Here is a 24,729-nt window from a genome sequence, read left to right as displayed (position 1 = left end):
TCAATCCACCGTGCAGGTGCCTAGGACATCGAAGACGCCGACAATCTTGCCCGTCTCTTGCCCGGCAACAAAGCGTTTGATCATTTCCTCACGATACCCGCCAACGCGATCACCTGCGGCCTCCAGCTTGGTGCGATCGCCGTCATAATATTGCGCGACAACCGCGCCCCAGTATTGGTGGCCGAGAGATGCCGTTTCCTGGCTGAGACGCGCGGGGAGTTGTTGATAGAAGGGCAGGTCTGAGAGTGCGCCATGGAGATCTTTGAGGCCGAACCAATAGCCTGCGCACTTCTCCGCTTCACCGCTGGTGCTTGCTCTGATACCCGATTGTACGGCTGCATCGAATTCGGCAGCCGCTTCCGCAGCATTGGAGACCCCTTCTGCTGCAGCCGGTGCTGCACCCAGCAGTAAAGCCAAGGTGATGGAAGTGGCGGTGGTCTTTACAAGCGTCATGCAATCCTCCTGCGAATGTCTGTTCAAGACATATCGCAAGGGAGGTCGCAAAAGTTGTAAGAACCCGACAAGCGGTTTTGCCCCAAGGGGCGGCAGATTACTCGGCTGGTTGCACCGCTGCGCCATTATCTGCGTTCGGCATCACCGCATCTTGGTAATCGCTTTCGGCGAGCTTGATCAGATGGCGGTCATCGTGGTTCCATGGGTGGAAGCCGGGCAGGAAATAGCTGATCCAGGGCAGGATGATCTTGCGCGCCATGCCGGGGCGACCAAAGGCGTACCAAAACAGTTTGGCGCCAGCCTTCCAGCCGGTAATGCCATCCTGCGCCAGCAGGTCCATCATGCCCCTGGCGCGGTTGACGGTGAAGTACCATGTGGTGAACAGCATCACTATCGACTTTACCTTCCAACGCTGCCAGCGGCTCCAGTCGCGCGTGGCGTGCAGCCAGGTGTCATAGGCGACGCCCTTATGCTCAATCTCCTCCAGCGCATGCCAGCGCCACATATCGCCCGATTCCTTGTCGGCATCGGCGAGATGGCGGGGATTTGCAATCAGTTGCTGCGCGATGATCGCGGTGAAATGCTCCAGCGCCATGGTAGAGGCGAGGTTGGCAATGGCCGGGCGACCCTTGGTCATGGCCAGCGCTTCGTCTACCTTTTCTTCCAACCGGTTGACATCATAGCCGGCATCCGTGACCGCACGATTAAACGCGACATGTTCACGCGTATGGTTGATTTCCTGCTTCACAAAGGCGCGGATTTCGCGGTTGAGCCGCTCTGGTGTGCCATCGCGAAAGGCCTTTACGCTCTCAATAAAATACGCCTCGCCCTTGGGGAAGGTGACCGACAGAGCATTGTAGAACGCGGTGCCCACCGGATCATTCTTCATCCACCAGCGCTTCTTGGTATCCTCGCGGCCAAAGCGGCGATCGCGTGGCATAATCTCCAGATCATCGGGGCTGGCCGAACCTTTGGGGCGTCCAGCATGATTTTCCAATGGGGTAGCGTTTTCCAGGTCAGGCTTCACAGGAGCATTCATTGCAACTATCCTTGCGTGGCGAGAGGGGGCAGCACTTACTTACAGCCCTGATAATAAGGATACTGACATAAATGTCAATAAGAAGAAAACGTCTCAGTCCAGAAGAAAGCCGCGCCGCAGCCTTGATAGCGGCGCGGCAGCTGTTGATAGAGACCGGGCCGCAGGCGGTGACATTGAAAGCGGTGGCGGCGCGTATTGGTCGCACCCATGCTAATTTGCTGCACCATTTCGGCTCGGCGTCAGGGTTGCAAAAGGCGCTTGCCGAATATCTTGCCGAGACGATTTGCCAGAATATTGGCGAAGCTGTGATGCGCACACGGGCAGGCAAAGGCACGGCACGCGATATTGTCGATCTTACCTTTGATGCTTTTGACAGCGGTGGCGCCGGTGCACTGGCTTCCTGGATGATGGTCTCGGGCAACGAAGATGCGCTCGACCCGATCCTCAACACCATTCATGAGCTGGTCGATGATCTGGCGCAGGATGAAGCGGATGACACCCATCTACGCGAGGATACGTTGGCATTGGTGATCATGGCGCTCGGCGATGCTCTGATGGGGCATCAATTGGCAGCATCATTGGGCCTTGGCCGTGATAGTGCGCGCGCACTAGCCGAGCGACGACTGACCGAGTCGATGGAGCAATGGTATCCGGAGTCGCAGGCGGCGATGAAGAAGAGCGCACGCTAAGCCCTTAGCAGCGCGTGATGCCCCATGTCGGTTATCGCGCTTGGCGCTTCACGCCAAAACGCCCATGGGTGCGATAGCGCACCAGCCATTCGCGCATCATCGGCCGCATGCCGGTGGTGGCTATGCCCAACATTTTGAAGCTACGGGCATTTTCAGACACGACATTGTCACTCTGCAGCATCAACCATTGATCGCGGGTGATCGGCGCACCGGGTAGCCATCCGGTCATATTGGCGAGCAGGCCTGCAGCGGTATCTGAGACATTGACGAATAAAGGGCTGCGCTCACAGGCTTCGGCAATGCGCTCGTTCAATTCACGCATGGTAAGGATTTCTGGTCCGCCCAGCTCAAACGTCATCCCGGCATATTTATCCGGTGCGACCAGCACGGTCGCCACCGCGCGGGCGACATCATTAACATAGACCGGCTGGAACCGGGTCTTTCCGCCAATAATCGGCACGATCGGCAGTGAGGCGATCAGCCCGGCAAAACGATTGATAAACTGGTCTTCTGCGCCAAAGACAATGGACGGGCGCATGATGATGGCGCCGGGGAAAGCCTCGCTGACTGCCGCTTCGCCTTCACCCTTGCTGCGGCCATAGCGGCTGTCCGAATGCGCATCGGCACCAATGGCGGACATCTGCACAAAGGCTTCACACCCAGCCTCATTGGCGGCAGTTGCCACATTGCGCGCACCATCGACATGAAAAGCGGTAAAATCACCATCCAATATGCCGACGAGGTTAATCACCATATCCGCACCATGCACCGCTCGGCGCACGCTATCCATATTGCGGATATCGGCATGGGCAAATTGCGTCTGTCCCAGACGGCCCATGGTTTTGATTTGTTTGGCATTATCGGGGTTACGCTCTGCAATGCGCAGGCGCGCGCCCAGTGACAGCAGATTTTCGGCCACATATTTGCCGATAAATCCGCCACCGCCAAAAATGGTAATCAGCTTGTCCCGCATGCCCTTAGATAACCCTCATAAGCCCATATTTTTCTTTTTGCAGCATGCCTGCTCTCAACATCGCGTTATTCAGCATTGCGGTATTTTGCAATAGCCTGCGCATCGGGGCACATCCTTTGCACCCTGTGCCGATATAAAACCGGTTAAACCGAATCCGTGCCGAGTTCCAGCAATCTGCCATTTATAGGCCGTGCTTACCACCGGACAGATAGATAATTGCCTGTAAAATTCATTGTCAGCGTTTATCGTGATGATGGCGTCAGTCCGCAAAACCGGTGATGTTGGCTTTATACCATACAGTTGGGCGTGATTACACTTTTCGACATTGACAAACAGGGCGCAGCATGGCTAATCGCGCGCTTCACTTAGCTACCTCCGTGCCCAGATGGCGGAATTGGTAGACGCGCCAGCTTCAGGTGCTGGTGTCCGCAAGGACGTGGAGGTTCGAGTCCTCTTCTGGGCACCATTAGCGCAATCGCCGAGAAATACCGGTCGTGTGCGATCAATCTGCCTCAATCGATACCATAGGCCGAATAGATCGCGCCGATAGCGGTTCGCATGTCGTCTTCGTCATCGTAGATTGAAAGAATGTCGCGCTGTTGCATGTTCGGGAAAGCGCGTTTGAAGCGATTGGCTATACCAGCCGCCGCCTCCTGATCGCCGCCCAGATGGTTGGCACACAAACCTGTTACCAGAGCATAGGCATCGTCATAGGGCACAAGTCCGGCCTTCCGACCCCATTCTATAGCGGTCGGAACATCGCCAGATCGGAAATGGATAACCGCGAGATTGGCGTAGCTGCTGAAGCGTTCCGGGCCGAGCGGGCTTAACAGGATCGAGGCGTTGGAGTGTTCTGTCGCCTTTTCCCGATTGTCGCCGGTAGAGAGAAACAATCCCAGTTGCTGATGCGCAAAGGCGTAGCTGGGTGCCAGTTTCACCGCAGTATCGAGCCATGGTTCGGGCGACTCCCTGCTGTCGCTCATACCGACGGCGCGCCCCATGGTCATATGCGCGGCTGGATCATGGGGATCAGCGCGCATCGCCTTCTCGGCGCATTGCATCAGCATCCGGTTCGCCAGACGGTTGTCACCAAATGGCTTGTGAATAAGCTCAAATGCATAGGTGTGCGCCAGCCCGGCCCAGGCATGGGCGAAGTCGGGGTCGATGGCAACCGATCGCTCAAAATATGTCCGCGCACGCAATATATTGTCCTGCCCGCGGCGAAACAGGAGGGCATCGCCGACATGAAAGGCCTGCCATGCGGTCAGGCTTTCAGGCTGGTGCAACCGTACTCGCTTGGCTTCGGCACGCGATACCTCGCTCTGGATATGGTCAACAATCTGCCCGGCAATCATATCGCGTGTTTGATGGACACCGCGCAGATCAATCTCGAATGTATCGGCCCAGACGATATGCTGGCCATGGGTGTCTGCCAGTTCGCTATAGATGTGCAGCTTCTCTCCAGCCGATGAAATCTGGCCGCTCAGGCTATAGTCGGTGCCGAGCGCTGACCTGACAGCCAAGGGCGACACATTGGGCCCATCAAGCAGGAAGCTGGAGCCCCGCGCGGTCACCCGCAGCGAAGTCTGGCGCGACAGAGCGGTGATCACATCCACAGCAATCGCCGAGCCCAGACCAGGCGGCGCGTCCTCTTCTTTGCGCTGGGTGAAGGGCAAGACAGCTATGCCGGGTCGTTTCCCGATAAGACTGCTTTGCAGCTGGTCACGTTCGCCCGCAGGAGCCGATATGTCAGCCGCAACAATAGCGGCATGCGGAATTGGTCGGTCCGGGTCTTCAAACTGCTGCACTTGAACCAAAAACCGCAGGCCTTTGCCATGTACAGTCTCGACAGTGCGATACGGCTTTTGCGTGTCGCAAAGCGCTTTGCGGATCGCGCTTACCTGAAATGGCAGCACCGAGCGCGAGACGTGCAGTCTGCCCCATATCTCCTGAAAGATGGTTTCTTTGCTGACCATCTTGCCGGCATGTCGGACAAGTAGGAGGAGAAGCTCCAGGGCGCGTGGCTCGAGCGGGATGGTTTCGCCAGCCTCGTCCGTCAGGATGAACCTGTCGCTGTCCAGTGAATAGCCGTCAAATCGGTACAGCATGCGACTTTGCCAATCAGCGAGTCAGCCCGAAAACTCTGCTCGCAAAGGCAGCAGAGCATAGCGCCGACACAAATCTGCGTCGGATTATTGTGATTTGTTTTGGAAATGTCGAGGATTTTACGAGGTCGATTGCAAAGCGGCCAATCGTGAAAGAACGCAGATGGCGTGGGGTGTCAGGGTCCTGACCCTGGCCTCGGCCCGACGCTGCAATTGTTTCCTGCTTCCAGCATGACTTGCCGTCGGCATGTTTTTGGGAGGTTTGCAAATGCGTGTCCGTCTTCTCAGCTCTACGATTCTTTCTGCCTGTGCTCTGGCCACAGCATCCGCTGTGCTGCTCACACCAGAGCCTGCACAGGCGGAGGACTGTTTGCTTGATCGCAATGACAATGGCATCGCAGACCCGGGCGACAATGATGGCGGCGCCAATTCGAACGGTGACAACGACTCCTTGGCTTGCGGCGTCGGGGCCGATGCAACCGGAAATAATGCAACCGCTATAGGGGCTTCTGCCACCGCAACGGGAAACAATGCAACAGCTCTTGGTAATGGTGCGACAGCAGACAGCAATGGCGCAACCGCTCTGGGTTCCAATGCAGACGCGCTGGCAGAAGGCGCTCTCGCTATGGGGCGCAACTCGTTGGCTGAGGGTGAGAACGCGTTGGCAATTGGCCCGCAATCAACGGCGAGCCGAGAAAATGCGATCGCCATCGGCGATGCCTCCAGAGCAGAAGCTGTTGACACAGTTGCCATTGGTAATGCCTCTGTTGCGTCTGGGAACCGAAGCGTTGCCATAGGTGATGATGCGGATGCCATTGGAACCGCCGCCATCGCACTGGGCCGAGAGGCTGATGCGGGCGGCATTGCTTCACTCAGTGTTGGTGATCGCTCCGAGGCAACCGAGAACAGGGCGATTGCTATTGGCGGTGATGGTGGTGACGACGGCAATGTTGGCGCTCAGGCGCTGGCGGCCGAGGCCATCGCGATTGGTACGGACACCGCCGCCAATGCCGATGAAGCCATCGCCTTCGGGTCGAATGCTACCGCAAATGGTCTCGCATCGGTCGCGCTCGGCGCGGGCTCCTTCGCTGACCGCGACAACACGGTCTCTGTGGGCTCTGCCGGAAGTGAGCGCCAGATCGTCAATGTCGCAGCGGGAACCCAGGACACAGACGCGGTCAATCTCGCCCAGCTCAACGCCGCAACCGCAAGTGCCGCCTATCTCGACGTTAATTCCACCGGGACGCTGCCGACGGCCAGCGGATTGGATGCGATTGCGCTCGGTGTTGGAGCATCTGCGATAAACCTGGAAAGCATCGCCATCGGCCAAGAGGCCAACACAATGGGAGCGTTTGGCATCGCATTGGGACGGTCGGCCACTACTGTTGGATCAAACGCCATTAGCTTGGGCACCAGAGCGAGCGCACAAACCGACGGAACTGTTGCAGTGGGCGCGGATTCCTTGGCTACCGGCTTCGCCGCAGTTGCCCTGGGGCAGCAAAGCGGTGCGACCAATTCCGGTTCTATCGCAATAGGCGGCGATCTTTCAGATGGTAATACTCTGGGCGCGCAGGCTTCTGGTGCCGAGACGATTGCGATTGGCGGCGATGCTGTCGCTTCCAATCCCGAAGCGATCAGCCTGGGCGCGGGCGCAATCGCCAGTGGGCAAGAATCGCTGGCAATCGGCGATAGCGCAGTTGCCAGCAATACCCTTTCGATTGCTGTGGGAGACCAGGCCAACAGTTCTGGCGTTTCGGCGGTGGCGATTGGCCACGACGCCGTCGCGCGCGCTGATGGCGGCCTTGCGATCGGTGATAACGCTGCTGCCGATGCGATCAACGCAACGGCCATAGGCGTCCGCGCGACCGCAGCCGATAGTCGCGCAACCGCTATCGGCAACGATTCCTTGGCGAGTGGGCCTTCATCAGCAGCCTTTGGTCGGCGGGCCAATGCCGGGGGCGAGGCATCGCTTGCCATGGGCTTCGATGCAAGAGCGGCAGGCGGCGATTCCATCAGCATTGGATCCGCTTCGTCGTCCGCTGGCTTAGAAGGTATCGCGCTTGGCCGGAGTGCCAATGCGAGCGGAGTATTCGCCGTTGCGGTCGGGACCGGCTCTCAAGCCAGCGGCCTCTCCGCTCAGGCCTTTGGCTCGGGCGCCCAAGCTCCTGGTGCCAATTCACTGGCGTTCGGCACAGGGTCTTTCGCCACTGGGATCAATGCAAGCGCGATGGGCAACAATGCCTTTGCCAACGCGGACAATGCGAGCGCTCTGGGCACCAACGCCTTTGCCGATGCCAACAATGCCATCGCCATCGGCAATAACAGCATCGCTACAGATGAAGGTAACGTCGCCATCGGCGGCGACAGCTCTGGTCTCGACGGTCTGGGCGCTCAGGCAACGGGCGGGTTGGCGACCGCCATCGGGGCTGATGCTGTTGCCAGCGCCACCGGAGCTGTGGCTGTCGGCCAATTGGCCGTGGCAACTTTGACGGGTGCGACCAGTGTCGGCACAGAAGCGAGTGCGACCGGCGCATCAAGTGTCGCTTTCGGCACCCTTGCGGTAGCAAGTGGAGGCGATACAGTTGCCATTGGCGGCATCGCGCAAGCTACAGGGCGACAGGCAGTGGCCGTAGGTCGCGCGTCCGACGCCACCGCGGATGGCGCCATTGCTATTGGCGGTGATGGCGAAGACAGCGGAACAGATGGCGCGCAGGCGCTTGGAGTAAGTGCCATCGCCATCGGCCGTGATGCAACAAGCAGTGGCTCAAACTCCATCGCACTGGGGCGTCTCAGCACATCGGATGGGACTGGCGCTATGGCCATCGGGTCTGGAACCGTTGCTACCAGCTTTGGAGCTCTTGCTGTTGGCAACAGCGCTGATGCAATGGGCTTCCAGGCAACTGCTATCGGCAGCTCGGCCATCGCCGAAGCAGACAATGCAACGGCTGTTGGTGATGATGCCAATGCGCAGGGCAGTAATTCGACTGCGCTCGGCTCTCAAGCGCTGGCTGTGGCGGATAACTCTGTGGCGCTTGGTGGAGATGCGGAGGCAAATGCTTCATTATCGGTCGCACTGGGGAGGGCCTCAATCGCAGACCGGGCGAACACGGTCTCAGTCGGCTCTGCAGGTAGCGAGCGGCAGATCGTCAATGTCGCCGCCGGCACCGAAGATACCGATGCGGTCAATCTCGCCCAGCTCAACGCTGCTACCACAGATGACGACTATCTCGACGTTAATTCTACCGCGAGGCAGCCCATAGCCAGTGGTCTCAATGCGATTGCGCTGGGTCCGCAGGCCGAGGCAAGCGGAGCGCAGTCGCAAGCTTTTGGTTTCGGGGCGATCGCCGAAGCGAATTTCGCCACTGCTATCGGTCCGAATGCGCGAAGCACCGCTTCCGGGGCGATTGCAATTGGCCAATTAAGTGAAGCAACTGGACCTGGCGGTATTGCTATCGGGCCAGGAAGCATCGCTTCAGGAACCACTGCAACTGCTATCGGCACTGGCGCTAACGCGGCGGGAGTCGAAGCAACTGCCCTTGGGGATGGTGCATCTGCCGAAGCAGACGAGGCTATCGCAATCGGCAAAAGGTCTATCGCTCAAGCAGAGAATTCGGCCAGTTTCGGCTCCAATGCCCTGGCTGCGGCGGAGAACTCTTTGGCGTTTGGCGCAGATACAGCTGCCAATGCCGTGGGATCAGTCGCACTCGGTGCAAATGCCATAGCTGACCGCGAGAACACAATCTCTGTCGGCGCCGCAGGCAGCGAGCGCCAGATCGTCAATGTTGCCGCGGGAACCGAAGACACCGACGCGGTAAATCTTGCCCAGCTCAACGCTGCGACCGCCGATGACGACTATCTCGATGTCAATTCCACCGGGGCGCAGCCCAGCGCAACCGGCGATGATGCCATCGCGCTGGGCGAGGATGCACAGGCGATCGGTGCTCAGTCATTGGCTGTTGGAACGCTGTCGTCGGCTGCTGGCGAAGCCGCAATCGCTAGTGGCTTTGGCTCCAGCGCGAGCGGCAACTCTGCCATCGCGGTTGGCATCGATGCATTGGCAAACGCGTCCGACGCTATCGCCCTGGGATCATTGACCCAAGCGACGGGGCTGAATGCGATTGCCATTGGTGATGGGGCGCAAGCGTCAGAGCTAAATGCCGTGGCCATCGCGGAATTATCGCGGGCAAGCGCGCTAAACGCGGTCGCCATTGGGGTTGAGGCGAATGCAAGCGATACCAATGCCGTAGCAATTGCGGTTGGATCGCAGGCAAGCGCCTCAAATTCGGTGGCAATTTCGTCTGGTGCTAATGCTAGCGCTAGCAATGCCGTAGCGATTGCGACGTCCGCGAATGCAAGCGCTAGCAATGCCTTGGCAATTGGGGTCTCGTCGAATGCAGGTGGTCGCGACTCGGTCGCTCTTGGCATTCAAGCTAATAGCTCAGGCGCCAGCGCGCTGAGTTTGGGTGCGGAAAGCATAGCTGGAGCGGATAGCGCTGTGGCCATCGGTCGATTGACCAGCGCTACGGCTGAAAATGCCATTGCCTTGGGCGCAAATGCGCAAGCCAATTTGGTCAATTCGGTTGCCCTGGGCGCTGCTTCGGTGGCTGACCGCGCCAACACCGTTTCCGTTGGCAGCGCCGGAAGCGAGCGTCAGATTGTCAATCTGGCAGCCGGCACAGAGGATACAGATGCCGTCAACCTTGCCCAGCTCAACAGCGCGATCTCGGGCGTTTCGGCTGGAGCGGATAGCGACTATATCGTGGCCAACTCGACGGGCGCACAGCCTGTGGCATTGGGCGAGGATGCGGTGGCGATTGGCGAGCTGTCACAGGCCAATGCCATCAATTCTGTTGCTCTTGGCGCCAACGCTGTCGCAGATCGGGCCAACACCGTCTCGGTCGGGGCTGTCGGCAGCGAGCGGCAAATTGCCAATGTTGCTTCCGGTACACAGGGCACCGATGCAGTCAATCTGACCCAGCTTGACGGTGTGCAGGCCATCGCCGATGCCGCGCAGCTGGACGCGACACAGGCGTTGAGCGATGCGGCCGCCGCGCAAACCAGCGCGAACACTGCCCAAGGCGATGCCGATCAGGCCCTAATTAATGCAGCAAGCGCGCAGGGAGATGCAACCCAGGCTCTCGCAGATGCGGCAACAGCGCAAACCACTGCGGACGGCGCCCAAAGCGACGCGACACAGGCGCTCTCCGATGCTTCTGATGCACAAGCCAGCGCCAATGCAGCGCAGTCCGATGCAACACAGGCTTTGGCGGATGCGGCCGATGCTCAGGCAGATGCGGATAGCAATGCGGCTGAGCTGGCTTTCTTCGCCGCCAATGGCACAGGCGCGGCGAGCGTAACCGGCGCAAACTCTGTTGCCATCGGCGCCGGTTCCATAGCCGATCAGGACAATACGGTCTCCGTCGGCGCAGCGGGCAATGAACGCCGGATCGTCAACGTCGCAGGCGGCACGGATGATAATGACGCGGCCACTATCGGACAGTTGAATACTGCGATTGCCAATGTCTCGACCGGCGGCAATGCCTTTATCGCGATTAACAGCACCGGCCTTGCCGCCAGTGCAGTTGGTGCAGATGCTGTAGCCATTGGGCGCGCTAGCGATGCCTCCGCCGACAACTCCGTGGCTCTGGGCAATGGCTCGGTAGCCAATCGCATAAACAGCCTCTCGGTTGGCGCAGTCGGCAGCGAGCGGCAGATCACTAATGTTGCGGCAGGCACACAGGGCACGGATGCCGTTAATCTTGCTCAGCTGGATGGCGTGCAAATGATTGCCGACGCCGCGCAGCTGGATGCGACACAGGCATTGGCCGATGCCTCGGATGCGCAAATGAGCGCAGATGCAGCCCAGTCGGACGCGACTCTGGCCTTGGACAATGCGGCTGACGCACGACTGGTGGCAGATGCGGCGCAAAGCGATGCCAATCAGGCGCTGGTCGATGCGGCGGATGCGCAGAGCGCGGCCCAAGATGCGCAGACCGATGCCGATGCAAATGCCGTTCAGCTCGCCTATTTTGATGTAAACTCGACCGAGACCGGCGCGCTGGCGTCCGGAGATGGCAGCATTGCGATAGGACCAAATGCTCTGGTCGGCGCTGGCGGTACAAACAGTATCGCTTTTGGCAATGGCGCGAATGTCGGCATGGGTGTCGTCAATTCGGTCGCGCTGGGGGCGGGTTCTGTGGCTGATCGTGCCAATAGTCTTTCGATTGGGTCACCGGGCAATGAACGACAGATTGTCAATGTGGCCTCCGGGGTGCAAGATAGCGACGCGGCCAATGTGGCACAGCTTAAGGCGGTGCAGGGCTCGGCCAGCGCAGCTCAGGCTGCTGCCGATGCGGCACAAAGCGATGCGAGCCAGGCGTTGTCCGATGCGGCGAATGCTCAAACCAGTGCTGACGACGCCTTGGCACATAATCTCGTGCAGGATGGCCTCATTGCTGGCAACAGCGCGGCCGCCGCAAGCGCGCAAAATGATGCCAGTCAGGCGCTGTCCGATGCAGCGGCTGCGCAATCGACCGCGTATAGTGCGATCACCAATGCGGCCTCTGCGCAATCTACTGCCGATAATGCGCTGGCGGACGCGAATACGGCGCTGGCGCAAAATCAGGCTCAAGACGACCTTATCGCCAACAATGCCGCTGCCGCTGCCAATGCGCAAGGCGATGCGACCCAGGCGCTGGCGGACGCCGCTGCAGCGCAGGCGCGGGCCGATGATGCCTTTGCCAATGCTGCCACCGCGCAGCAGACAGCCGATCAGGCGCGCGATGAAGCACGGGATGCAATGATGACGGCAACCCAGGCTGGCGCGGACTCTGCTGAAGCATTGCAACAGGCTGACGCCGCCTTTGAGCGTGCTGTCGAAGCGCAGGCCGATGCCGATACGGCACGCAGTGAAGCCATGCAGGCACAACTGGACGCGGATGCAGCGCTGGCACTGGCAGAGACCAATAGCGAAGAACTGGAGTATCTCGCGGTCAACTCCACCGGCGCCGGAGCCAGCGCCGCCGGCATGGATGCGGTCGCACTGGGAGGCGAGAGCAATGCAGCAGGCGATCGTTCCGTGGCAATCGGCTATCAGGCCATGGCACAGGACGGCCAGGCCGTCTCAATCGGCTATAGCAATATGGCCAGCGGTGATGGTGCTGTTGCTATCGGCAATCCCAATACCGCAACCGGCACTGGAGCCGTTGCTCTGGGCGCCACCAACAGCGCCAACGGCACGGGTGCGGTGGCGATCGGCAACCTTAATGTCGCCAACGGCAATGGCGCTGTTGCTTTAGGCAATGGTGCCATGGCGACAGCCGATGGTGCGGTTGCCATTGGTACCGGTGCTGTTGCGGATCGGCCCAACCTGATTGCCTTAGGTTCAGAGGTCTCCACCTATCGCGCGGCGGGCATCACGTCTGATGCCAGCAACGCGGCGCAACAAGGCGCTGTCAGCCTGGTCACCACCGATGCCATGGGCAATTTGGGGACAAGCAGCCTCAGCCTGGCCTCTCTGGGCCAGCTGGACGGACGCGTTGCTACGCTGGAAGGGCAGATGGTCGCGGCCTTTGATCTCGCCAATACCGTCGACAGAGACGCACAGCGCGGAATTGCAGCGATAGCAGCACAGGCAAACCCGCATTTCCCGAGTGAGGTAGGAAAGACAAGCTATGCCAGCAACTTCGCGGTCTATCGTGGAGAAGTAGGTTTCTCCCTCGGCCTGATGCATCGCCTCGATAGCGAAACACCGTTCGCTGTCACCGCTGGCGTCAGCTATGCCGGCGGCAATTCCACTGCAGTTCGCGCCGGTATTGCAGGAGAATTCTAAAGCGATGTGATCCAATCGATGACGTGGAACGCCTGAATAGGCGAAGCCAATTAGGTTATCGCCTGATCAGTGGTGACCGTGGGACACCCCGCCGAACAACCCCGGAAGCTCATTTGCCGAACAGCAGCACGCGTCGAATCCTGTCTTTTTGGCAAGATTGGGCGAAGCACAGCCGAATTTTCCGCAATTGACGATGCGGCTGTCCGAGGCAAGGGCATTGCGCGCCGCGGTGATTGTGTCGTGCATTCTATGGGTCCAGTGCTCGCGCGAAAAGACGCTGCTGGTCACCACGGTGACGCCGCCATAATTGGCGCGGGCGACGGTGTCTCCCAAGGCCTGATAGCTTGTCGGAAATTCCAGTGTGACATCACGACCTGCATCAATCAGTGCTTCTGAAGCAAGTGTTGCACCGACGATATGGGGTTCGCCGGGAAGCGTCACCACCAGCAAAGGGCGGCGTCCGGGTTCCGGAACTGGCACATCTTCAAATTGGCGCCATTTGCGAAAGGCGGCGAGCAACTGTGTCAGGCCAAGCGTGATATCAAATTCAGAGCAGATATCCGCCTGCCACATGCGATTATAGTCGCGCATAAGCGTGTGGCACAAAGCAATCTCGTCAGACAAGACATGGTTTTTGCTGGCCAGCATGGCGGCAAAAGGCGCATCATTGCCGCGATACAGATTTTGCGCGGCTGCTCGAATCGCCTGTTTATCATCATAGTAGAGCGGGTTGGGAGAGAAGCCGTCCAGCGCCTTCTCAATCTGGCCGCGCTTGTCAAACAGATGCATATCCCATTGCGAGAAAAGCCTGTGGTCGGTGCGGCCATAGCAGACCATCTCTATATCGGTGTGGCGCGAGTCCTGACCGATATCATGATAAAGGGTATCGACTGCATCGGCCGGGCCTTCAAGCCATTGCAGAAAGCGGCCATGCTCATAAAAAACGGCACCGGTAACGCCCATGCTATGGTTGCGGCGTTGTGCTCTGCTGATCAATTGGTCCAGCTTGTTTGTATCGAATTCCTGGGTGGCGGAACTGCTGTAGAGCAGCATCGCGAGATCATTATGATCCGGCCCTTTGACGGACTGCTTATCGATCTGGGCTATAGTCACCGCGCCTCTCCTGCCATCGCTCTGGCCAGGCGCCCTCGGAAGCTAGAAACGGTTATCTACGCCCCCCACAGGCGCTCCGCTTGGAGTCTCCGCCAGCGCGCCGCGCCGGAGGTTTGTCACCATCAGATTTCAACACAGTAAAGCCGCAGCAATCGTGAAAGCGCAGTTTCACCGAACGAAGGAACAAACACGGCCTCCCTTCCGGTCAGTTCCTGCTGTGACCACCAATGCAAATAATGATGGTGATTCGTAGCCTATAGAACGGCTGCACAAGTGTAAACCAAATATGACACTTTTCCCTAGGGTCAGGACTCATTAAGCACATGGTCGAGACTTGGTCAGAAAAGGCCAGATATAGGAGCGAATGAGGAGCATAGTGGTTCTATGGGACGATTGAGCGACGACGATCTGGCCTTTTTTGACCAAGCCGATGCGCGGTGGCGTGCTGCGTGCGATCTGCTACGTCGAGGCGATTGCAGGCAGAATAACTGCCTGCTGCACGCCTCTCCTTACAGCTAATCCCGCAGCACGCCACATCGATCCATGCGATTAATGGGTCCTGACCCTAGCTGTGCTTCAGGGCCGGTGAACATGTTCTGAAATTGCCGCGAGGTTAACCCTGCATTTACGAAACTTACGTTACACAATGTTACCTAAGCCGCTAAACGGCCTGCAAAGAAAAGCTGCCTAGGCCCGATGCCAGAGCCATGCAGTCATAATGATGGGGGACGCAATATGCCAGAGACCGAAATCGCGATTGACCAGGCGATCATCGGTAACAGTGCAGCCATTCACGAAGTACGATGCTTTCTGAAATTTGCCGCCGCGACCAATGCCTCTGTATTGATTACCGGCCCCTCAGGTTGCGGCAAGGAGATCATCGCCAACACGCTGCATGCTGTCTCTCCTCGTGCGGATCAGGCATTTGTCGCAGTGAATAGCGGCGCTATACCCAAGGATCTGGTTGAAGCAGAGTTTTTCGGCCATGAGAAAGGCAGCTTCACAGGTGCCGATAATCAGCGCCGGGGCCATTTTGAACGCGCAGACGGTGGCACATTATTCCTTGATGAAATCGGCGAAATGACCTCGGCGATGCAGGTACGTCTGCTGCGCATTTTGGAAGACGGCAAGGTGCGCAGGGTAGGCGGCGCGGAAGATATTGCTGTCGATGTCCGCATGATTGCAGCAACGCACCAGTGTCTCGAAACGCGGATCGGCAAAGGCGAGTTCCGCGAAGACCTGTTCTATCGCCTGTGCGTCTTGCCCTTGCGTGTGCCCGCTCTCAATCAGCGTCGCGATGATATTGAGCCGTTGATCCGGCATTTCCTGTGTAACAAGGATGGCTCTCAGTCTTTTACGCGCTTTACCCGTGAAGCCATGCTCTATCTTCAAGACCATGACTGGCCTGGAAACGTGCGCGAATTGCGCAATGTGGTGATGCGCGCCAAGATTATATACCCTGATGATCTTATCGGCGCAGAGCAGATTGCAAAGCTGATGCACCATGGACATCATCCGGGAGCGATTTCGGCAAAGATTGAGCCTTTTCCGGCTGCAGCAGGAAAAGCTGAATTGGCGACTATGCGTGGCGATAGTCTTGAAGATGCACTGCCACCCGCATTTTCTTTGAAAGAGCATCTGCTGCAGGAGGAGCGGCGTCTGCTCAGCATGGCCTTGGCCCAAGCCGATGGCGTCGTGGCTGCTGCTGCGCGATTGGTGCAGTTGGAGCGCACGACCTTTGTTGAAAAAATGAAACGCCACAATCTGGTGCGCAAGGAAGCGCTGGCAGCGTAACCAGCGCTATCGACTCGGTTTATGCCCGCTTGCGCGCTGCCTTGCCGATATCTGACCAGGCGCTGTAAATCTCTGCGATCATAAGCCGCACTGATTGCAGGATATCCTTTGCTGCTGGTCCCTTTGCCCGAGCCAAGCGCTCGGACGCTTCGCGATACACAACGCCCAGCGCAATGGCGGTATCGCCGCCATGCTCAAAATCGAGGCTTTCATCCAGCGCATTGACGATTGCTGCTGCTCTGCCTTTGGCCTGAATCATGCCAGGCATATCGTGACGCTCGATATGCCCTATGGCGGTATCGAGCTTGAGCAACAATTCCTCAAACATGATGCTGACCAGTTCATGCGGATTCGCATTGGCCACGCGATTGGCGTGCATGCTTTTATAGCTGTCAGTATATCCGGGCGTGCGGCTGCGGAAGCTCATTGTCGGTCCTTTGCGGGATCAATGGGGTTGATATTTAGCGATTAGTTATCGGTGTCATTCCAGATCGATATCTGTTGGTCGAGATAGCTCTGGGTCGAGCGCAAGACCGCCAACTGGCGGTCCATATTGGCGAATGTCTGCTCCAACTGGGCGCGGTAGCGGTCAATGTCATCATCCAGATCGATCAGCATTTCGCGCAAGTCCTCGGCAACGGCATTATAGCGTTCCTGAGCCAGTGTGAGCGAGCCATCCTCTGACTGAAGGGAGTCACGAATGGCGTTGAGTGTCCCGGCAAGTCCGGGATTGGAATCATCGGGGTTGGCCGGATCGAGCATGCGGCTGACCGCATCCATATCGGTTTCCAGAACGGCACCCAGCCGGGCATTGTCAATGCTCAACGTACCATCATTATTGGTGCGAACGCCTATATCGGCAAGGGTACGATAGGGTCCCTCAGCGGCGAGCAGAGTCGAGCTCATGCTACCCAATTGCCGTACCATATCACGAACGGCGGAACTACCAGCCAGCGGTCCGCCATCGGTGCCATCGGTTCCGGGGCGCGTTGCATTGTTCAGACCTTCGCGCAGTTCATTATAGGCATCGACAAATTCGACCACCAGATCCCGCACGCTCGAGGTCGGGCGGTCACCGCTGATGGTGATGGCTTCCCCCGGTGCGGCGGCGAGCAGGTTGAGGCGGACGCCAGTGATCGCGTTGTCGACTTCGTTGCTGCTGAGATTGAGCTCTACGCCATCGACAATGATACGGCTGTTCGCGGCGCTTGAGACCAGGGACATACCGCTTGCTGATGCTGGTGGATAGGCAAAGTCGCTGAGCGTATCGGGTGCTGCCGGAGCCGAGAGGGTAAAGGACTGATCCGCGCCTTCTGACCCGGCCAGAACCAGCCGCGCGCCATTGACATCGGTGAGGATTGTCGCGGTCACGCCTGCATCGGCATCGTTGATCGCGTCGCGCAGTCCGGCGAGGCTGTCATTGTCCTCGTTGATAACAATATCGAAGCTGCCCTGGCTGGTATCGAGCGTAAGCGTGCCTTCTCCGACAGCGGCATCGCCATTGGCAAAGGTGCGCGAGACAGTGCGTTGTTCTGAGGCAAGCTGCTGAACTTCAACGGTAACCGGCAGCCCTTGCGGGAGCTGTCCATTGACAAAATCGGCGGTGGCAACCGAACCATTGCTCGAGATCAGATCACCGGCAAAGCGGCGACCATCAAGCAGTGTGTCCAGTGCTTCGGCAAAGGTATTGAGCGAAGAAGAGGCAGATGCAAGCGCAGAGATCCGGGCATTGTTGAGATCCTGGCGATTGCGTATCTGCGCCTCACGTGGTTCACGCGTCACCTGCACCAGATCATTGACGATCTGCGCGGAGTTGACGCCCGTTTGCCCGCCAATGAGACCTGAAAGACTTTCCAGCATCAGTTTTGCCCTTTCTTTGGACTATCAACGGCAGCGTTTAGGAAACATTTAGGCATTTTTTTCACGCCCCTTTTTGCCGTCACTGTCATAGTGCATGTCGTCTGGCACAATGATGCCCGGACGGTCGGCCTTACTCGCCATTTGCGCATCAAGCCGGAAGACAAAGGCGAGCAGTGTAGCGACCGCGAGATAGAGCCGTTCATCGACCATCGCGCCGGCTTGCGAGGTGAAGTAGATTGCACGCGTTAGTTCCGGGTAGCGCATTATTGGCACGTCTTTTTCTTCGGCGAGCTCACGCATTGCCTGAGCAATACCACCGCGTCCGCGTGCCAGCACCACGGGAGCCGCGTCGTTCTCCTGATCATAGCGCAGCGCGACGGCAAAATGCGTTGGGTTGACCAGCAATACCGTGGCCTCCTCAACCCCCTTGCGGATCGAGCCGTTAAGCACCTCTTGCTGGCGCTGGCGCACTGCCTGTTTCAGCTCGGGCGACCCTTCGGTTTCCTTATTCTCGTCCTTGACCTCCTGCTTGGTCATTTTCAGCTTCTTGGTGTGCTGATAGATTTGCGCGGGCACATCTATCATCGCGATAATCGCCAGCGCGCCTGCCATAGCGAGCAGGGTGGTGTTGAACATATCGCCATAGAGCATCAGGTTAGCGCTGACGCTGCCATGGCCGAGTTCAGCCATTTCCGGCAGCGAGCGGACAATGATGACGATGCCAACAACACCGAGCAAAGTCACCTTGGCGAGCGATTTGCCCAGTTCGATCAAGCCATTGGTGCCGAACATGCGTTTCAGGCCCGACATCGGATTGAGCTTGGACGGCTTGGGTTTGACCGCCGACCAGCGAAACCCCGCCGAGCCCAGAACCGCAGGCGTGGCAATCGCCGCGACCATCAGCAGCGCGAACAGCCCGCCAAAAGGCAGCAGCAATGGTGTCAGCAAGGTGAGCGTCCGGGTGCCGATATCGAAACTGGCAATATCGGCATTGTTGAAGCGCAGTCCGCTGCGCACGACATCGCCTGAGGCGCTGACCAGTGCACTGCCGAACAGCCAGAAGGCGAGGGTGCCAGCGACAATCATCAGCGCTGTGCCCAGCTCCTTGGACTGAAGCACATCGCCTTTCTTGGCGCTGTCCTTGCGTTTTTTCGGGGTTGGTGCCTCGGTCTTTTCACCGCCACCATTGGGGCCTTCTGCCATTAGCCAGCCCCTCCTATCGCCATTTCAGATTGCTCCAGGCCCTGGGTCAGCGACTGCATCAGCGTTTCCGCCATAATCGGCGCGGTGATCGCGAGCAGTACCAGACCGGACAGCACCGCGACAGGCAGGCCGACGGCAAACAGGTTCATCGCCGGGGCAGAACGAGCGAGCATCGCCATCACCAGCTGCACCAGTATCAATGCTGAACCGACGGGCAGGGCGATCAACAGCCCCATGGCGAACAGCGAGCCGCCAAAATCGACAATGCCTTCCACGGCGGCAAGGCTGATAAAGGCATTGCCCGGCGGCAATGTCTCATAGCTGTGGACGATGATGGCGATCAGCATCAGATGCCCGTCCATGGCTAGCAGTAACAATGTGGCGACGATAGAGAGGAACTGACCAACAACCGGCGTAGAAACACCGGTTTGCGGATCATTCATTGAGGCAAAGCCCAGACCCATGGCGTTGCTGAGCGTCTCACCGGCCACAAAAGCGGCCGAGTAACCGACCTGTAGCGCGAAGCCCATGGCCAGACCGGCGAGCACTTCGGCAACAATAAACAGAACGCCGGAAAAGCTTACCAATGTGTCGGTCGGCACGGTAACACCGGCGCCGCTGCTGGCGGTAATGCCGATCATCAGCGACAATATGATGCGCAGCTGCAGCGGCACTGATCCTGCACCAAAAACCGGCGCGACCAGCATCGCTGCGCCGGGGCGGATCATCGCCATCAGCCACATCCAGAGCTGTTCTTCGACACCGGTATAGCCAGGGGCAATCATCGCAACAGGTCCGGTATCCGGCTATAGGTTTCGGTGGTGAAATCGGCGATCAGATAGATAATCGAGCCGCCAAAAAGGGCCAGCATCACGGCCACAATGATCAGCTTCGGCACAAAGCTGAGCGTCGCCTCGTTGATCGAGGTCGCCGCCTGCACCATGCCAAGGACGATGCCGACCATCAGCGCCGGGATCAGCAAGGGCGCAGCGGCCAATGCGGTGATCCACAATGTCTGTTGGGCGATGCCGATAAAGAAATCTGACTGTTCCATCTGCTATCCCCCTAAGTCACGAAGGATCCGGCGAGCGAGCCCATGGTCAGCGCCCAGCCATCGACCAGCACGAACAGCAACAGCTTGAACGGCATCGATATGATTGTCGGAGAGAGCATCATCATACCCAAGGCCATCAGTGTTGAGGCGACGACCAGGTCGATGATGAGAAACGGCAGATAGATCATGAAACCGATCTGGAATGCGGTTTTCAACTCGCTGGTGACAAAGGCGGGCAGCAGGATCGAGAACGGAATGGCTTCGGGGCTTTCAAAGCCGTCCTCTTCAGCCAGTTCCATGAACAATTTGATGTCGGTTTCGCGGGTCTGTTTGACCATGAATTTGTGGAACACCTCACCGGAAATCTCGATCGCTTCTTCCAGCGCCAGCTCGTCCTCGCCATAGGGCTCTACCGCCAGCGTATTGATCTCGGATATGGTCGGCGCCATTACGAACAGAGACAAAAACAGCGACAGTCCGATCAACACCTGATTGGGCGGTGTCTGCTGCAGGCCCAGCGCCTGCCGCAGGATCGACAGCACAATCAATATCCTGGTGAAACTGGTCATCATCAGCAGCAGTGACGGCAAAATCGTCAGCAGACTCATCAGGATGAGGATCTGCAGCGAGAGCGTCAGCGGCTTGCCGTCACCGGCAACATCGTCCAGCGCCTTGCCCAGTGCTTCGGATGCCCCGGCCTCTGCCGCAGCTTCTGCTGTCTGGGCAATAGCCGGTTCTGCCGCGAGCAGAAATGCGCCGAGCAGCGCCAGAATGAAGGGTATGATCCGCATCGGGTTTAGCTGTCCTGCTTGCGCGCGCCGCTAAGCGCACGCTGCATCAAGTTCTGGAAAGGCACCTGCGCCGCCTGCAATTCGGCCTCAGTCACGTCCTTTTCGACCGCGACCACGTCCAGATCAGCACTGGCGATATGCTGAATATTGCCGCGTGTTGCCGAAAGCAGGATTTTCTGCCCGGCAAATTCCACCACGGCCAGCTTGCCCGAAGTACCCATCGGCATGGTCTCGACCAGCTTCAATTCGCGTTTCTGGACATGGCTGCTGAGGCCCGGCTGATATTTGCGATAGGTCCACAAAGCGGCATAGATCATCACCGCCATAATCGGCAGCATGATTACCAGCTTGAGGATATAATAGGTCATGATGCGCGGCGCTCAATCTTGCCGGTGCCGACATTCTGCGTCACCACTTCGGCGACGCGAATGGCAAAACGGCCGTCTACGGTAACGATCTCACCCTTGGCGACGAGTGCGCCATTGACTTTGATATCGAGCAGTTCATTCGCCGGACGACCCAGCTCGACAACCGCGCCTTCCTCCAGCGCCATGATCTCGGCCAGAGTTTTGGTGACCTGACCAACCTCGACCGAGAGGCGCACCGGAATATCCGCCAGAAAGCGGTAATGCCCGGCATTGCCCGGATCGATTTCCTGTGCAGTGCCATTGGCCATTGCGGCTTGCACATCCGGCCCGCCCAGTTGCGGGGCTTCGTTCATATCGCTCATTGCCTTATCCTTTTTCGATGCTGTCTATGCGGAATGCGGCCATTCCATTTTGCTCGCCCATGCTGCCACGGGCGAAAATCTTGTCTCCCACCAACAGCGGCAGATTGCGTGCGGGCGGGATAGGAATCATGTCACCGGGCTTGAGTTCAGCCAATTGCGGCAGAGTCATTTCCGGCCGTGCCAGAACCGAGCGCACCGGCAGATGGACATGGCTGAGCGCATCAGCGAGATCGCGCTGCCAGATCGGGTCGGCATCGGGTTCCTCAGTCTGCGCCTGTGCCGGAGTAGTGATTTCCTTGGCGCTCTGAAGCATGTCGAGCGGATAGGCGATCTCGAGGGTGAGACGGATATTGCCGGGATAGACCAGATCAAAGGGCTGGATAATCAGCATGGCGCTGGCAGGCGCGATCTGGCCTTCATCGGGCTCGCTGCTGATCCCGGCCAGGGTACAGCGGAAGGGCCCATGCGCTGCCCAGCTTTTGGCGAGCTGATCGCCGATCAGATTGGCGATGCGGTGAATCAACCGCATATCGGTGCGGGAAAACTCGCTGATGGTGCGGCTTGGTGCAGCCACCGCGCCGCCGAAGAACATATCGACCAGAACGGTGATGAAATCCGCATTCAACCGCAGCGCCGCCGCGCCCTTGACCGGGGCAAGCTGGAACAGGCAATGGGCCATGGCCTCGTCGCCTGGTGCGTACCAGTCTTTGCAGGTTACGCTGCGAATATCACCGGTTTCAACGCTGACCTTGCTGGTGCCAAGCGCTTCCATGACGCCACCAATGCCACTGCTCAATGGGCGCGCGATGCGCTTGAGCATCGGCTGGACATCGATCTGATCACGATCGTGCATGGCAAAGCTGTGCTGCACTTTTGCTGCTTCTGCAGGAGCGTGCTGGGGCGCTTCCTTTATAGCCTTTTTCACAGGCTTTCTGGATTTGGCTGCGGCCATGGTCTGCTGCTTTCCTGCCGCTTACTGGACGACAAATTTGGTGAAATAGACCTGATCAACCCCGCCAAAGCCGGTCTTTTCGCGCAGCGTTTCGTTGATCACCTCTTTGAGCTCACCCGCCATTGCTTTCTTGCCATCCAGCGTTTCCAGCGTTGCCGAGTCTCCGGCGGCGAGCTTCATCACAATCGCCGAGCGCACGGCAATGTCATGCTCCTCAATCGCATCAATCACGCGCTTGTCATAAGGGGTGGAGACGGCAATCTCGGCCTGGGCAAAGCCGCCACCATAAAGATTGGTGGTGAAGGCGTTTTCCATCTGGTGATAGGTGACCTGGAGTTCTTTGGGATCGATTGTCGCTGATTTGGTGCTATCGCTCTCCACCTCGGTACCGTCTTTCAGCACCAGCTTGGGCAGTTCGGGCTTTTTCGGTCCCTGCTCGGCCGCGCCGCCAGCAAAGTAAAAACCGCCCGCCGCGCTGACACCGCCGACCAGGGTGATGCCTAGCACTAGCATGATGACCTTCTTCATCTTGCCGCCCTTTTTCGGCGCCTCATCGGCTTGTTGTTCAGCGTTGTTACTGTCGGCCACAAACTGTCTCCAAAAGACTGAATATCAAAGGTTTAGCTAAAATTACGCGTAACGCACCTGAGCGGTGTCACCGGGGATTGGGGGTTGCCGCTGGTCGGTCTGTTCGTCTGCTTCAACGACATAACCGAGCTCGCTTGGGCGATTGTCATTAAGGCTACCCGCTTCCCGCTGGTCACCAAATTGCTGCTGGGCCGCACTATCGGACACATCGCCGCCAGCGACTTCAAAGCTGCTAAGCTTCTGCCCGGCCTGTCGCATTTCCTGCTCAATGCGCGATTGTGCCTGTGCGATAATCTGACGTACATCGGCATCTTCTGCGGTCATCCGCACCGTGTCGCCATTGGCCCCCTGCATAATCTCGATATTGATTGTGCCAAGCCGCTCAGGTGTCACCTGCAGAGAGATGCCGCGATCCGTCTTGCTGATCATGGCGACTTCTTGCGCGATGCGGTCTGCGAACCGATTATCGAACGCAATAGGCGTGTTTGCTTGCGGCAAAGATGTCGTTGCAGCGCGCATTTCCGTCGCAGGAGACGCCGCGGAGACTGGCTGGAATGGCAGCGGGTTAGGTGTTTCAACCCTGGCCTCAACGGAAGTGAGCGGGGCGGATGGTGCTTGCTGCACTGGGTTTGTGCCATCATCCTGCGGCATGCTGTCATTGAAGGCCATGTCTATGGCTTCGGTCAGCGACTCCTGCTGACTGGCGTTTGGTCCAATGTTTGTAGTCGGGCTATTGGCGGCGCTCTGCGGAACAAGAGCTGGCTTGGGCGAGCTGGTAGGTACCGTTTGCTCCGCGCGAACCGGTCGGTCGCTAATAAGTGTTTCCACATCTGTGGTGCCCTCAATGAGCGCGCTGTCTTCATCGGGGCTGTCGCCAGCTAAGTCCGTCCTGGGTTGTACATTCTTCTGGGCCCCAGCAGTGACTGGCTGATTGATAAAAGCAGGCGCTGTCCGTGGCGCTGCCTGTGCCGCAACGGTTTGTTCAAGCTCTACTGCGCTCTTGGCCTTGGCAGATATCTCTGCGGTCGCAAAGTCTATTTCGGCAGTTGCCGGAACGGGACTATCTTGGACCTGCGCGCCGGTATTGTCTTGCTGAGCTAGGTTACGCTGGGCAATCGCCGCACCAAAATCCATACGTGCCGGCAGTGATGTGTTTTGCGCAAATTCAACCCTGGTTGTGCCAGGCTCTGCCGTGCCTGTGTTCGCCACAGTTTCAGGCTGAGCAGGCGGGGTAAAGGTAAAGGGGAGGTGAGTGCTTGGAGCCCGGACATTCTCTGGATCGGCTTGCACCAGTGTAGAGAGCAACGCGGTCGCATCCTCATCCGCATCCGCTTCTGCGGAATCTGCTTGGTCGGATAGAGGCTGTTCAACTTCGCCATCCGCGTTCTCGGCTATAGGCTGCTTGCCACTGGCCAGTGCGGCATATCCGCCATCAATGTGGAAGCCGACAGCTTCGCTATCGGCGCCGATTGTGGCGGGAGCCTTTTCAACGGGCTTGGCGGTCAAGAGTCCTATTAGTTCCATGCCCTATCTCAAAGCATGAAGCGTGCCAGT

General features: G+C 58.3%; 19 protein-coding genes and 1 tRNA gene. 4 read left to right on the top strand and 16 right to left on the bottom strand.

The features are described from left to right. Both RB602_RS13205 and RB602_RS13200 read right to left on the bottom strand, forming a co-directional pair. On the bottom strand, positions 1-453 hold the full coding sequence (locus tag RB602_RS13205) for a hypothetical protein (RefSeq protein WP_317081122.1): 453 nt from the start codon (positions 451-453) through the stop codon (positions 1-3). Positions 454-550: 97 nt separating this feature from the next. Next, a complete protein-coding gene (locus RB602_RS13200; protein ID WP_317084549.1) occupies positions 551-1,393 on the bottom strand; it encodes a metal-dependent hydrolase in 843 nt (280 codons plus the stop codon). A 170-nt stretch (positions 1,394-1,563) separates the two neighbouring features. On the opposite strand from RB602_RS13200, the gene RB602_RS13195 reads away from it, so the two are divergent. Continuing rightward, positions 1,564-2,181 carry a TetR/AcrR family transcriptional regulator gene (locus tag RB602_RS13195; RefSeq protein WP_317081120.1) on the top strand — a complete coding sequence of 206 codons (618 nt, stop codon included), beginning with the start codon at positions 1,564-1,566 and terminating at the stop codon, positions 2,179-2,181. A 31-nt stretch (positions 2,182-2,212) separates the two neighbouring features. On the opposite strand, the gene RB602_RS13190 is transcribed toward RB602_RS13195, so the two are convergent. Next, positions 2,213-3,154, bottom strand: coding sequence for a complex I NDUFA9 subunit family protein (locus RB602_RS13190; RefSeq protein ID WP_317081118.1), 942 nt, complete (start codon positions 3,152-3,154; stop codon positions 2,213-2,215). A 379-nt stretch (positions 3,155-3,533) separates the two neighbouring features. Here RB602_RS13190 and RB602_RS13185 point away from each other — a divergent pair. Continuing rightward, positions 3,534-3,620 (top strand) — tRNA-Leu (locus RB602_RS13185). A gap of 46 nt (positions 3,621-3,666) precedes the next feature. Here RB602_RS13185 and RB602_RS13180 read toward each other — a convergent pair. Further along, the gene (locus RB602_RS13180) at positions 3,667-5,262 is read right to left on the bottom strand and encodes a winged helix-turn-helix domain-containing tetratricopeptide repeat protein (protein WP_317081116.1); all 1,596 of its coding nucleotides are present in this window, start codon (positions 5,260-5,262) and stop codon (positions 3,667-3,669) included. Positions 5,263-5,527: 265 nt separating this feature from the next. On the opposite strand from RB602_RS13180, the gene RB602_RS13175 reads away from it, so the two are divergent. Beyond that, entirely contained in the window at positions 5,528-13,090 is a 7,563-nt protein-coding gene (locus RB602_RS13175) for a hypothetical protein (protein ID WP_317081114.1), read from the top strand. Positions 13,091-13,156: 66 nt separating this feature from the next. On the opposite strand, the gene RB602_RS13170 is transcribed toward RB602_RS13175, so the two are convergent. Beyond that, complete coding sequence (locus tag RB602_RS13170) at positions 13,157-14,203, bottom strand: BLUF domain-containing protein (RefSeq protein WP_317081113.1); 1,047 nt, start codon at positions 14,201-14,203, stop codon at positions 13,157-13,159. Positions 14,204-14,938: 735 nt separating this feature from the next. Here RB602_RS13170 and RB602_RS13165 point away from each other — a divergent pair. Next, the gene (locus RB602_RS13165) at positions 14,939-15,997 is read left to right on the top strand and encodes a sigma-54 interaction domain-containing protein (protein WP_317081111.1); all 1,059 of its coding nucleotides are present in this window, start codon (positions 14,939-14,941) and stop codon (positions 15,995-15,997) included. Between the two features lie 19 nt (positions 15,998-16,016). Here RB602_RS13165 and RB602_RS13160 read toward each other — a convergent pair whose 3' ends face one another. The 11 genes from RB602_RS13160 to RB602_RS13110 form a co-directional block, all read right to left on the bottom strand. Further along, positions 16,017-16,424 carry a flagellar export chaperone FliS gene (locus RB602_RS13160; RefSeq protein ID WP_317081109.1) on the bottom strand — a complete coding sequence of 136 codons (408 nt, stop codon included), beginning with the start codon at positions 16,422-16,424 and terminating at the stop codon, positions 16,017-16,019. Positions 16,425-16,465: 41 nt separating this feature from the next. Further along, a complete protein-coding gene (gene fliD, locus RB602_RS13155) occupies positions 16,466-17,857 on the bottom strand; it encodes a flagellar filament capping protein FliD (protein ID WP_317081107.1) in 1,392 nt (463 codons plus the stop codon). A 48-nt stretch (positions 17,858-17,905) separates the two neighbouring features. Beyond that, positions 17,906-19,060: an EscU/YscU/HrcU family type III secretion system export apparatus switch protein gene (locus RB602_RS13150; protein ID WP_317081105.1), complete on the bottom strand. Its 1,155-nt coding sequence runs from the start codon at positions 19,058-19,060 to the stop codon at positions 17,906-17,908. After that, entirely contained in the window at positions 19,060-19,845 is a 786-nt protein-coding gene (gene fliR / locus RB602_RS13145; protein WP_317081103.1) for a flagellar biosynthetic protein FliR, read from the bottom strand. The genes RB602_RS13150 and fliR overlap by 1 nt, the downstream gene beginning before the upstream one ends. Further along, on the bottom strand, positions 19,842-20,114 hold the full coding sequence (locus tag RB602_RS13140) for a flagellar biosynthetic protein FliQ (protein WP_317081101.1): 273 nt from the start codon (positions 20,112-20,114) through the stop codon (positions 19,842-19,844). The genes fliR and RB602_RS13140 overlap by 4 nt, the downstream gene beginning before the upstream one ends. Positions 20,115-20,125: 11 nt before the next feature. Further along, on the bottom strand, positions 20,126-20,905 hold the full coding sequence (gene fliP / locus RB602_RS13135) for a flagellar type III secretion system pore protein FliP (RefSeq protein ID WP_317081100.1): 780 nt from the start codon (positions 20,903-20,905) through the stop codon (positions 20,126-20,128). 5 nt (positions 20,906-20,910) lie between these two features. Beyond that, positions 20,911-21,273 carry a FliO/MopB family protein gene (locus tag RB602_RS13130; protein ID WP_317081098.1) on the bottom strand — a complete coding sequence of 121 codons (363 nt, stop codon included), beginning with the start codon at positions 21,271-21,273 and terminating at the stop codon, positions 20,911-20,913. Beyond that, entirely contained in the window at positions 21,270-21,635 is a 366-nt protein-coding gene (fliN, locus tag RB602_RS13125; RefSeq protein WP_406568370.1) for a flagellar motor switch protein FliN, read from the bottom strand. Before fliN ends, RB602_RS13130 begins: the two co-directional genes overlap by 4 nt. Before the next feature lie 4 nt (positions 21,636-21,639). After that, complete coding sequence (locus RB602_RS13120; protein ID WP_317081095.1) at positions 21,640-22,488, bottom strand: flagellar motor switch protein FliM; 849 nt, start codon at positions 22,486-22,488, stop codon at positions 21,640-21,642. Positions 22,489-22,608: 120 nt separating this feature from the next. Continuing rightward, the gene (locus RB602_RS13115; protein ID WP_317081093.1) at positions 22,609-23,175 is read right to left on the bottom strand and encodes a flagellar basal body-associated FliL family protein; all 567 of its coding nucleotides are present in this window, start codon (positions 23,173-23,175) and stop codon (positions 22,609-22,611) included. Positions 23,176-23,217: 42 nt separating this feature from the next. Then, positions 23,218-24,699, bottom strand: coding sequence for a flagellar hook-length control protein FliK (locus RB602_RS13110; protein WP_317081091.1), 1,482 nt, complete (start codon positions 24,697-24,699; stop codon positions 23,218-23,220). Positions 24,700-24,729: the final 30 nt, after the last annotated feature.

It is taken from the genome of Parasphingorhabdus sp. SCSIO 66989 (assembly GCF_032852305.1).
In the GTDB taxonomy this organism is placed as follows: domain Bacteria; phylum Pseudomonadota; class Alphaproteobacteria; order Sphingomonadales; family Sphingomonadaceae; genus Alterisphingorhabdus; species Alterisphingorhabdus coralli.
The sequence above is the reverse complement of the archived record's forward strand: the minus strand, read 5'-3'. Positions and strand labels throughout refer to the sequence as shown.